The sequence below is a fragment of the Vibrio paucivorans genome (assembly GCF_054053395.1).
Genome location: NZ_CM133231.1, coordinates 300,824 through 312,985 on the forward strand (window position 1 = coordinate 300,824; position 12,162 = coordinate 312,985).

The 12,162-nt window shown below is 45.2% G+C and carries 7 protein-coding genes; 2 read left to right on the forward strand and 5 right to left on the reverse strand.

From position 1 onward, the window contains the following. Positions 1–136: 136 nt before the first annotated feature. The 3 genes from ACXABW_RS16490 to ACXABW_RS16500 form a co-directional block, all read right to left on the reverse strand. Entirely contained in the window at positions 137–1,885 is a 1,749-nt protein-coding gene (locus ACXABW_RS16490) for a formate--tetrahydrofolate ligase (protein WP_457526265.1), read from the reverse strand. A gap of 179 nt (positions 1,886–2,064) precedes the next feature. Next, the gene (locus tag ACXABW_RS16495; RefSeq protein WP_252034026.1) at positions 2,065–2,709 is read right to left on the reverse strand and encodes a lysoplasmalogenase; all 645 of its coding nucleotides are present in this window, start codon (positions 2,707–2,709) and stop codon (positions 2,065–2,067) included. A gap of 116 nt (positions 2,710–2,825) precedes the next feature. Next, on the reverse strand, positions 2,826–3,974 hold the full coding sequence (locus tag ACXABW_RS16500; RefSeq protein WP_457526267.1) for an iron-containing alcohol dehydrogenase: 1,149 nt from the start codon (positions 3,972–3,974) through the stop codon (positions 2,826–2,828). 207 nt (positions 3,975–4,181) lie between these two features. Between ACXABW_RS16500 and ACXABW_RS16505 the strand changes: the two genes are divergently transcribed. Continuing rightward, positions 4,182–5,066 carry an AraC family transcriptional regulator gene (locus tag ACXABW_RS16505; protein ID WP_457526269.1) on the forward strand — a complete coding sequence of 295 codons (885 nt, stop codon included), beginning with the start codon at positions 4,182–4,184 and terminating at the stop codon, positions 5,064–5,066. Positions 5,067–5,435: 369 nt separating this feature from the next. Further along, positions 5,436–8,588 (forward strand): chitinase C-terminal domain-containing protein, encoded by a 3,153-nt coding sequence (locus tag ACXABW_RS16510; protein WP_457526271.1) that lies wholly within the window; start codon positions 5,436–5,438, stop codon positions 8,586–8,588. Positions 8,589–8,755: 167 nt separating this feature from the next. Here ACXABW_RS16510 and glgC read toward each other — a convergent pair whose 3' ends face one another. After that, a complete protein-coding gene (gene glgC, locus ACXABW_RS16515; protein ID WP_265688680.1) occupies positions 8,756–9,970 on the reverse strand; it encodes a glucose-1-phosphate adenylyltransferase in 1,215 nt (404 codons plus the stop codon). Positions 9,971–9,996: 26 nt separating this feature from the next. Next, positions 9,997–12,045 carry a diguanylate cyclase gene (locus tag ACXABW_RS16520; RefSeq protein WP_457526273.1) on the reverse strand — a complete coding sequence of 683 codons (2,049 nt, stop codon included), beginning with the start codon at positions 12,043–12,045 and terminating at the stop codon, positions 9,997–9,999. Between the last annotated feature and the right edge of the window lie 117 nt (positions 12,046–12,162).

Sequence of the window (12,162 nt, forward strand, 5' to 3'; positions counted from 1 at the left end):
TAACAGCTACTAATAAGAACGAGTTAGATATGAATAAATTTCAAAAAAAGATCACTTTATAATATGAATCACCGCTTATAGAGCTAGCGAGGTTGATTTGCTCGCTAGCCCTATTGGTTTAGTTGAGACCGAGGGTTTAACTGAGACCGATGATATTTCCTTCATCGTCTAAATCGAGTTTCATAAAAGCAGGCTTCTCAGGTAAACCTGGCATCGTCATGACGTTGCCACACAGCGCATACACGAATCCAGCCCCAGCACATAATTTGAGTTCTCGAATAGGCACATCAAACCCTTGCGGCGCACCTTTTATTGAACCATCGGTAGAAATCGAAAGGGGAGTTTTGGCTAAACAAACGGCGAGCTTGTCAAATCCATTTTGCTTGAATTGCTCGAGTTGTTTGGTTGCTTTATAGCTAAGAGTAATGCCTCTAGCACCGTAACCACCCTCAGCAACGCTCATGAGCTTTTCTTCAAGTGTTTGGGAGAGTTGGTACAATGGCTTGAACTCGACCTCTTGTTGGCATTGCTCTACCACCTTACGAGCTAGTGCAATTGTACCTTCTCCACCTTGTGCAAAGCCTTCGCTGATTTCAACTTCAACGTTATTCGGAAGTGCTTCAATCATTGATTTCAGCTGCTCGAGTTCATTTTGATCATCTTGAGGGAATCGGTTTATCGCCACAACAGCAGGCACGCCGTACTTATTGACGTTATTGATATGCCACTTTAAGTTTTCGAAGCCTTGCGTAAGCGCATCCAAATCTGGCTCAAAAATAGAATCTGGGATCGGTTGGCCAGGTTTAAGATCATAACAGCCTGAGTTCGCCTTAAGGCCACGTAAAGTAGCAACAATCACGGCACAGTCTGGCGCTTTGCCAGATGTTTGAGCTTTGATATTGCATGCTTTTTCAAAGCCCATATCAGAGCCAAAGCCGCCTTCAGTCACGGTGAAGTCACACAGCTTGGTCGCAATGTCATCAGCAATGATGGAAGAGTTGCCATGCGCAATGTTTGCAAATGGGCCCGCATGAATGAGTGTTGGGACGCCTTCAAGAGTCTGCATTAACGTAGGCTCAATGGCGTTTTTCATGCTTACAGCCATTGCTCCAGCAACTTGCAAATCTTCGGTCGTCACTGGGTTACCGTGAATATCGTAAGCGACCACGATACGGCCAATTCGAGCGCGTAAATCTTTCAAATCGGTTGCGAGAGCTAAAATAGCCATTAACTCTGATGCTGCAGATATATCGAAACCGTCTTCACGTTCAAAGCCATTAACGGTTTTGTTTACTTCGTTTTTGCCGATGGTCACCATGCGTAGCGCGCGGTCGTTGTGATCGAGTACTCGTTTCCAAACCACACTGTTCGAATCGATCTTGAGGGCTTTCATCCCAGTACGCTTTTCGAAATCGGCGTAACCCAGTCTTTGTTCGTGGTAAATGCGCGCATCAATGGCTGCTGAGGCCAAATTGTGACCCGCTGTTACGGCATGAATATCGCCTGTTAGGTGCAGGTTTAGTTCATCCATAGGGGCGACTTGTGAGTAGCCACCGCCTGCAGCACCGCCTTTAACACCAAATACAGGCCCCATAGAGGGTTGCCTAATACATGCCGCAACAGAGTGGTTAAGCTTTTTGAGCCCTTGAGCAAGGCCGATAGTGGTGACAGTTTTACCTTCACCGAGCGGCGTCGGCGTAATGGCTGTGATCACAATTAACTTGCCTGAAGTTGAATCTTGTAGGCGCTTTAGGCTTGATAGCGATAGCTTGGCTTTATACTTGCCTTGGGAATGAAACTCTTCCGGTTGAAGACCTAACTCAGACGCAACTTGGGTGATTGGTTTTAAATCTGCCTGACGACAAATTTCTATATCTTGTAGCATAAAACCCTCGCGAATAACCGTAAATATAGTGAGGAAAACGTTTGCGTCAGGATAATAGCGTTATTTTATCTGTTGTAAAGGGCTATTTGACGTAGTGTTTGTATGGTTATGTTATCAGGTTACAAGTAGTGTGGAGTTGATGTGCTTCAATCTTGATGAAATTGATGCTGGTGGATTGTTCAAAAACCGTAGGATCGTTCGATGAGGGCGTATGCGGACATTGTGATAAGTAATTGTGCCGTATAGTAGGTCACCATAATCACATGTTGCGAAAAACGGGATGAGGAACGGAATCTGTCGATGGCTAACACTAGATCAGAAAGCATGAATAAACATGCACCAACGAGAGCGGTCGCTGATGAGGGAGTACTGCCTGTCAGACGATACTCAATTGCGGCCCATGTCATAGCTAGGATAACGGTGACATAAGCGGCGACTGGAAGTTTCATTTCACCTAGATCGGGCAATAGCAGCAAGTACACGATCACGCCAAGGCTAATTAGTAGTCCTAGTACCCAAATTGTTACCGCCCCATCTAATTGCTGATGGAAGGCTACGAAATAGGCAATGTGAGCGAGAAGAAATGAGCTAAGGCCTTGAATAAACTTATCTTTAGGATGCATGAGAAAGACATCACCAAGTGCAGATAAAGTCAGCCCTGATATAACGAAATAGACGTACGTAGGCAGCTCTGGGCCTTTAAAGACCAGCGAACCAATCATCAGTAAGATAGGCAGTGGTTTAGAAAGATAGAATAACCAACGCGGCCCATTGTTGATTGAGACGATATGGATAGCAGCGATAAGCGTAATCAACAACCACATGAAAGCGAATAATCCTACAGAATAGATACAAAAACAGCGCTTGGAGTAAGCGCTGTTTTATTCTAACTAAATGTAAACTTTATGCGACTGTTATTCTCATCTATGAGAGAAAACTGTTAAGCGATCGCTTCGGTTAAAATCTCACGGCTCTTTTCTAACGTAATAGATTGGTTTTCACCGAGTACTACCATGCCGTGTTGAGTAAGTTGATCAATGACTGCATCAATTGCTGCTGCCTTATCACTGCCGTGCTCGGTCAGTTTAGTCGGAACATTTAAGTGTAGGTAGAACTGTTCGATAGCATCAATAGTGCGCTCTGCTAGGTCTTCAGACTTGTCTAATGCAAATACGTTAACGCCCATTTGTTCAAGTTTAGCGCGTTTGTATTGAAGTTGATTACGCAGGAGTGACGGTTGAACGATCGCTAGAGAGCGAGCGTGATCAACATGCCATAGCGCAGTTAGCTCGTGACCGATCATATGCGTAGCCCAGTCTTGTGGAACGCCGCTGCCGATTAAACCGTTTAGAGCTTGGTTCGCTGACCACATGAGATTCGCACGCCATTCGTCGTTGTCGCGTTGTTCAAACTGTTCACCGAGTGATTTTAAGCTACGAAGGAGAGTCTCAGCATAGCCATCTTGTACCATCGCATTGGTTGGTAGCGTTAAGTATTGTTCACATACGTGTACCCAAGCGTCGACAATACCGTTGATTAGTTGCTTTTCAGGTAGAGACTTCATTACATCTGGATCAAGTACAGCAAATTTAGGTTGTACCGCTGGCGCTAGAAATGCGAGTTTGTCTTGCGTTTCAGCTTTGGTGATCACAGCGCCCATGTTGGACTCAGAACCTGTCGCGGGTAGCGTTAGAATTGCACCGATCGGTGTCGCATCTGTTACCTGATGATCGCCCGTTAGAATATCCCAACCTTCGCCATCATATTTCGCGGCTGCTGCAACGTATTTAGAGCCGTCAATGACTGAACCTCCGCCAACAGCAAGGATGTAGTCGATACCATCTTGTTTCACGATAGCCACGGCTTTGTCGAGCGTTTCTTTGGTTGGGTTAGGTTCTACACCTGAAAACTCTTGCCACGTGTGAGATTCTAGCGCCTTAGCGACTTGGTCATAAACACCGTTGGATTTGATTGAACCGCCACCATAGATAACTAAGACTTTTTCAGTCGTTGGAATAGACGATGCGACAGTCTCAATTTGACCTTGACCGAAGTGAATTTGAGTTGGGTTAACGTACGAGAATTTCATTATTTGAACCTCTTGCTTCCAGTGGATGGGCTTTGTTGTTATGCCTTATTTACGCGCCGTGCTGTAAATCTGAGCGGTAAATAAATTCTATGTTGTGCATATTAGTATTGAAAACTGCGTCATTAAAGGCTGATTTGTGGAATTTACTTGCCTATTTCTACATGCTTGGTATTTTGAATACTTCGTTCCAACCAGAAAAGATCACCAATGAAATTACAGCAGGCAATGCAACGATACGCCGATACCGCAGGGTTAAATGAACTGGAGGGGGTGTGTGAAACCCAGCTTCCGGGTGTGTGGTTTTATCGCAGCAGCCAAGGTAATAAGCGCCAGCCATTTGTCTATCAATCTGGGATCATCATTCTTGGCCAAGGTAAAAAACACATTCACATGGGCGACAATGCGGTGAAATACGGGGAAGGTGACTACCTTGTTGTTGGTGTCCCTATGCCATTGGAGTGTGAAGCGTTTCCCGAAGAAGACAAACCTCTGCTCGGTATTTCAATTGATATTCCGGCGACTCTGCTACACAAATTAGTTAATTCACTGGAAAAGATGTCAGTGGAATGTACACCAATTAAAGAGCACAAGACTTGCGGGTTAGAGTCGGTATCTATGGATGAAACCATGCTTGATTGCTGCACTCGATTGGTTAATGCGCTGTGTGATCGCGCAGAAACAGAAATTTTAGGGCACTCAATCATTGAAGAGCTCGTCTATCGTGCATTGAGAAGTCCAAAAGGGCACATCTTATTTGAGTTAGCGCACCAAGAAGGACAGTATGCTCGAATTGCCAAAGCGCTGAGTAAGGTACACAGTAACTATGATGAAGTGTTGACGGTTCAGTCTTTGGCCGAAGAAGCCAGCATGAGCGTGTCTGCGTTCCATTCCGCTTTTCGCGCAGTAACACTTGAATCACCTTTGCAATACATCAAAAAAGTCAGGCTCACACGAGCTAAAGAGCTTATCCATGGCGAGGGAAGACGAGTCAGCGATGCCGCTAGGATGGTTGGTTACAGCAGCTCTTCTCAGTTCAGCCGTGAATACAAAAGGCACTTTAATGAGACTCCGAAAGGGATGAAAGCGAGTTGATTGAAAAGGGGAAAGAAATTCCTACAAGATTACTGTTTTATAACAATCAGCATTTCTGCATACTATGTTTAACCCCTATAGAGATCTAGTCAGTCTCTGGTAACTGAGCCCATATTTTATTTTGAAATATGGGCTTTTTTACGTTCGTTTCTTTCTCAAAATTTGGTTATTGATGCAAAATAAGTAGCCTTATGTTGCATTCATGTAGCAGAGAATTGCGAGTGATTGTATAAAATATACAAATGAAATCACGCAATTCAAAGATCTTTCCTATGGTTTCTTCGGGCTGGATTTTAAGTCTAATGACACTTCGAGCTCACTAGATTTTATTTCACTAACAACGTCGAAACTACAAAGGAACGAGCAATTATGCTTATAACCAAAGGAAAGGTCGGGCAAGGGGTCTTTACCCTCAGCACTCTGACCGCATCGTGCCTAATCGCTTTCAATAGCTACGCAGCAGTTGACTGTAGTAACTTGCCTATTTGGGATTCAGGAACGGTCTATACAGGAGGTGATCAAGTACAGCACCTAGATACTGCGTATAAAGCGAATTATTGGACACAGAACAACAACCCTATAGATTTTTCTGGGGATTATGCGCATTGGTCAGTGGTTGATAGCTGTTCAACTACGGGTGGTGGTACCAACGAACTACCTGTCGCTACGCTAACTTCGCCCCAGATGTCAGATTCCATTGTTGAGGGTGACGCTGTCACTCTATCCGCGTCAGCTTCAGACAGTGATGGCACCGTAAGCCGAGTTGAATTCCTAGTTAATGGCGTATTAGTCGGTCAGTCAACTTCGTCACCATATTCTACCAGTTGGACTGCTGTCGCTGGTACCCAGCTGTTTAGTGTCGTAGCGTACGACGATCAAAATGCAGCCAGCAACGAGAGTTCTCTTTCTCTGAATGTTGAAACAAGTGGACCAGTCAATGTGCCACCGGTCGTAGATGTGTCGGTTTCTACTACAAGTGTCGAAGTAGGCGAAGTGGTTTCGTTAACCGCAAATGCTTCCGACAGTGATGGGAGCATAGAAAAAGTCGACTTTTTTGTTGCTGGATCATTAGTCGGTACGGTGGCTACAGCGCCTTACACCTTTAACTATACAACGTCTAAAGTGGGGGCTTTGGCTGTTTACGCTAAAGCAACGGATGATCGTGGTGCGACTACTGATTCATCGGCGACAACGCTTACTGTAAACGGATTGCCAACGACTGCTAATTGTCGACCAGATGGCCTTTATCAAACTGAGGGGGTCAATGTACCTTACTGTACCGTCTATGATGAAGAAGGTCGCGAGCTCATGGGAGCTGATCATCCACGACGTGTTATTGGTTACTTCACGAGTTGGCGCGCAGGTGACGACCCACAAGCAGCATATTTAGTAAAAGACATTCCATGGGAACAGCTAACACACATTAACTATGCGTTCGTAAGTATTGGGGCTAACGGTAAAGCCAACATCGGTGATGTGAATGATCCAGAGAATGCGGCAGTAGGAAAAGAGTGGCCTGGAGTGGAAGTCGATCCGGCACTTGGTTTCAAAGGGCATTTTGGTGCATTGGCGACTGCCAAACAAAAGCATGGTGTTAAAACGCTGATTTCGATCGGTGGCTGGGCTGAAACAGGCGGTCATTTTGCCAGTGATGGTACTAGAGTTGCAGATGGTGGCTTTTATACCATGACCACTAATGCAGACGGTTCTATCAACCACCAAGGCATCGAAACATTCGCCGCCTCAGCCGTTGAAATGATGCGCCACTACAAATTTGATGGATTAGACATCGACTACGAATACCCAACTTCAATGGCGGGTGCGGGTAACCCATACGATAAAGACTTTATGGAACCACGCCGTAAATATCTATGGGCATCTTACCAAGAGCTAATGAAAGTTCTACGTGAAAAAGTAGATCGAGCTTCTGAGCAAGATGGGATTCACTACATGCTGACGATAGCGGCGCCTTCTTCAGGTTACTTGCTCCGTGGTATGGAAACGTTCGATGTGACCAAGTATCTCGATTACGTCAACATCATGTCTTACGACTTACATGGTGCTTGGAACGACCATGTGGGACATAACGCTGCGTTGTTTGATACTGGTAAGGACTCTGAGTTAGCCCAGTGGAACGTATATGGCACAGCCGCTTATGGCGGAATCGGTTATCTGAATACGGATTGGGCGTATCACTATTTCCGTGGCTCGATGCCAGCAGGGCGTATCAACATTGGTGTGCCTTACTACACACGCGGCTGGCAAAACGTGACGGGTGGTGAAAATGGTTTGTGGGGGCGCGCACCATTACCAAATCAAAACGAATGTGCAGCTGGTACCGGTGAAGGGGAAAAGAATAACTGTGGTTACGGTGCTATGGGTATCGACAACATGTGGCACGATAAGGATCCTGAAGGCAGGGAAATGGGGGCTGGCTCTAACCCAATGTGGCATGCGAAAAACCTTGAGAAAGGCATTTGGGGTTCTTATGCAGCCGCTTACAATTTAGATCCTGTAACCAACCCAATTGTGGGTACCTATACGCGCAACTACGATAGTGTGGCTGTGGCTCCTTGGCTATGGAATGCAGAGAAAAGTGTATTCTTATCAACAGAAGATAAAGCGTCTATCAACGTGAAGGCCGACTATGTCATCGATAAAGAAATTGGTGGCATCATGTTCTGGGAACTTGCGGGTGACTACAACTGTTATACGCTCGATTCAGCGGGCAACCGAACTGGAGTCGATGAGTCTGAACAGGCATGTAATTCGGGCAATGGTGAATATCACATGGGTAACACTATGACCAAAGCCATTTACGAGAAGTTTAAGTCGGCAACGCCATATGGTAACAAAGTGGCGACCGGCGCTATTCCTGCTGAAGCGTTAGATATCACCGTCACCGTTGGTGGATTCAAAGTGGGCGATCAGAACTACCCAATTAATCCAAAAGTGACCTTTACCAATAATACGGGTCAAGCGCTACCTGGAGGAACTGAATTCCAGTTCGATATCCCTGTATCAGCGCCGGACAACGCAAAAGATCAATCTGGTGGCGGCCTTTCCGTAATCGCGTCAGGGCACTCACGCGCAGATAACATTGGTGGCCTGGACGGACCAATGCACAGAGTCGCTTTCTCATTGCCATCATGGAAAGACCTTCCGAATGGTGGTACCTATGAGCTTGATATGGTGTATTACTTGCCGATTTCTGGCCCTGCTAACTACACCGTTAGCATAAATGGTGTTGACTACGCATTTAGGTTTGAGCAACCCGACCTGCCAATCGGCGATATTTCATCTGGGAATACGGGTGGAGGAGATAACGGCGGAAATACAGGTGGAGGTGACAACGGGGGTTCTTCTGACACCGTTACTGCATTTGAGCCTGGTGCGACTCAGCCAAAGAATGGTGAAACGTACTCGTACAACGACAAATGTTTTACGGCGAAAAACAACCCTGGTAGCTGGGAAACACCAACGCAGTCGAATTGGTTCTGGGATGAAGTGACTTGTCCATAACCTTTACTGTGGTGCGTAAGATAGATTGTTAACGCAATTAAGAGCAGGCCATAGTCGTCCGACTAAGGCCTGTTTTTCATCCTTTGAGAATTAAAAACTTTGTTAAGCTTTTGTATTTAAATAAAATCATTCATAGTTACAATGTAACTATTTAGCCGGGGTTAACTTTAAAACTGATAGCTCTCTGGTATAACAACTATGCCTTTTTCTGAAATATGAAAACGCTTTTGGTCTTCCAGCCTATCAATCCCAATTGTTGTATTCGGTGGAATACTAACGTGTTTATCGACGATGCAATTGGCAATGATGCAACCTTCACCAATTTCGACTTCATCAAACAAAATACTGTCGGTGACCGTGGCACTGTCGTGAATTCTAACGTTAGATGAGATGATCGAGTGTTGAACCGATCCGCCTGAGTTAACTACGCCGTTGGCAATAATAGAATTGATAAATATGCCTTCATTTCCGGTAGCAGAAGACACAGTGCGTGCCGGAGGGAACTGAGCCTCATAGGTTCGTATTGGCCAATTGGGTTGATACAAGTTCATAGGTGGGACTGGTTCGAGCAGGTCCATGTTTGTTTGATAGAATGAATCGATAGTCCCCACGTCTCGCCAATAACAGTCTTTAGCTACTCGTCCTTTGTCATTGCCAAATTCGTAAGCGTAGACCGACTGTTGGTCGATCAATTTAGGAATAATGTCCTTACCGAAGTCGTGGCTCGAATAAGGGTTCTCAGAATCTTCGATAAGTGCTTGTGTCAGCGTAGACATGTTGAAGATATAGATACCCATTGAGACTAAACTGCGCTCTGGGTTATGTGGCATCGCGGGTGGGCTTTCTGGTTTTTCGACGAACGAAATGACGCGTTTTTGCTCGTCGGTTGCCATTACGCCAAACTCAGAAGCGTCTTGTTTGGGAACGTCCATACAGGCAACCGTCAATGAAGCACCGTTTTGTTTGTGCTCTTCTAACATCGACGCATAATCCATTCGGTAGATATGATCGCCAGAGAGTACAACAACGTATTCGGCATTACTGCGTGATAGGAGCCACAAGTTGTGGTAAATCGCATCGGCAGTTCCTTCGTACCACTTTCCGCCTTTACGCATTTGAGGAGGTATAACGGAAATGTATTCACCAAGCTCTGGGTTGAAAATAGACCAACCATCACGCAAGTGCTTCTGCAGTGAATGAGATTTATATTGGGTCAATACTAGAATTTGTCTTAACCCTGAGTGCAAACAATTGGTTAAGGTAAAATCGATGATTCGATACTTACCTCCAAATGGAACGGCAGGCTTAGCGCGGTTATCTGTCAGCGGACTGAGGCGAGAGCCCATTCCTCCAGCTAAAACGACGGTTAGTGTATCTTGCATCGACATTCTCCCTGTCTTTGTGCATTTTATTGATCACTTAAGGTGCTCATTGCAGCGTTATAAAAATTTTCACTAAATGAAACTTCAAAAAATAGGCCAGAACCATTTTCGTTGAGTTTACTGGGGTGGGAGAGAACTAGTGGGTTGAATTGCACCAAACGAGAGAATGGGATGGCTCGATTTGGTGCATTAAGGATTATTTGAGCGCTTGAAAAAGTCGATATGCAATTTCGACCAGATGTTTTGGATTGGTATAGCGCGACGTCAGCACGCTTATAAGATTCTTGTACTGAGGACTTAATATCGGTAACACCGCCGCTAATTGATACTTGCTCATTGTGGGCAAGATAGACAGAGGTTCTTAAACGATTAAGAACGATCTCCGCTTCGTCTAAATGGGTATGGGGCATAATTAGCGCATATTCTTCACCACCAATACGGGCTAAGAAATCGGTGTCACGGATTTCACCGAGCAGCGATTTCGCTACAGATTGAATAACACGGTCTCCCTCATCATGACCCAACGCATCGTTTATCCGTTTGAAGTGGTCAATGTCCAATACGGCGAGGCAGGAGTGATTAGTCTCAGGGTAACGATCAACCAATCGACACTCATTTTTTAGCTCGATGTCGAACTTACGACGGTTCCACAACTTACTTAATGCATCGCGCTCGCTTAGTTCACGTAGCCGATTCTCGAGCTCTTTACGGTGAGTGATATCAACAAAGGAAGCCACGTAAAACTGAATGTCACCATTTCGATCGGTGACGGTTTGAATTCTTAGAATTTCTGTAATGTACGAGCCGTCTTTGCGCTTATTGGTGACTTCACCTTCCCACATCCCTTCGCTAGTCAGTGTTTTCCACATGTTCATGTAAAACTCTTGCCTATGCTTGCCAGACGCAAATAGAGAGGGCCGTTTGCCTTTTACTTGTTCCAATGTATAACCGCTCAAGCGCGTGAACTCTTGGTTAACTTGTACAATGCGGTTGTTTTTATCGGTGATCACAACCGCAGACATGCCATTCATCGCAGCGCGAGCGATTTGGCTCTCAATGCTGTTTTTTTCGTGGTTGATGTGCCAAGCCATAAACACCACCGACAAAAAGAAAATCAGTAAGTAGGTGGTGCTGGCGAGGATGGCGAGGATGGCGAGGTCGGTGATTTCGTCTGACTTTAATGCGTCAATGTAGGACTCGGGGACAACAATTAATAGGATTAGCTTTTCAGTGATGGTGTTCACTGGCAGTTTTAGCTTTTGAAATGCCCACCAGTTCCCAGCATTGTAAATAGCCCCTGAGTCGGCGCTTTGTACGTGTTTCCATACCGCTGGGTTGATGTCACTGAGATGAACATCTGTATCACTTGAGTTCTGTATGTCTGGGTTATTGCTGCGAATATAATAGCCGCTGGCATCTAACATATCAGGACGATTGGTTGCTGTACCGGCGTAGGTGAGCGCCTTGAAGATAGCATCAACATTAATGTCGGCTACAAAGTAGCCTAAACGTTCACCACCGATATCAATGGGTGAAGTGACTCGTTCAGCAAGGCTTGTGAAGCCTGAATTTTCAGTGCGATCATTACTGCTGCTGTAGGCCTCGACGGTTTTCGGGGCAAGAAGTTGAGCTTTCTGAAAATAGTCCTGTTGCGAGTCGTTGTTCAGATGATCCTTAGCGACAATTTCGATACTCGAGCCACGTTGATTGATGCGAACAATTTCATTGCCTTGCGCATCTACTAATTTGAGCAGTGAATAATAGCCTTGGGTTTTTGCCGTTAGAATCCAAAGGTCTTGTAGCGCTTCAATGTTGTAATTATTCGGCTTCGTTATTGTATTATAGAGTAAGCCGTTACGTGCCAATATACCGATTGAACGTCGAATATTGTTAGTGGTCGATTTCAGCGCATTCAATGTGAACTCTATTTGTGCTTGAGTTTGGCTGCTTACTTTGTCTTTGGCGATGGAGTCAACTTTGTTCAGCTCTGTGGTGAAATAGATAGTAGGGACGACAGAAAGCGCGATGAATACCAAAGCAAATTGAGCAATAAAGCGAGGGATTCGACGGTTCATAGGATGATTGGCAAAGTTAACAAGTCGTTTATTGTACCAATCTCACACTTTTGTATCTGTGATTTAAGTGGAATATCAGTAGATTAAGATCGTTCACGATCGTTATAAGAAAAGGGC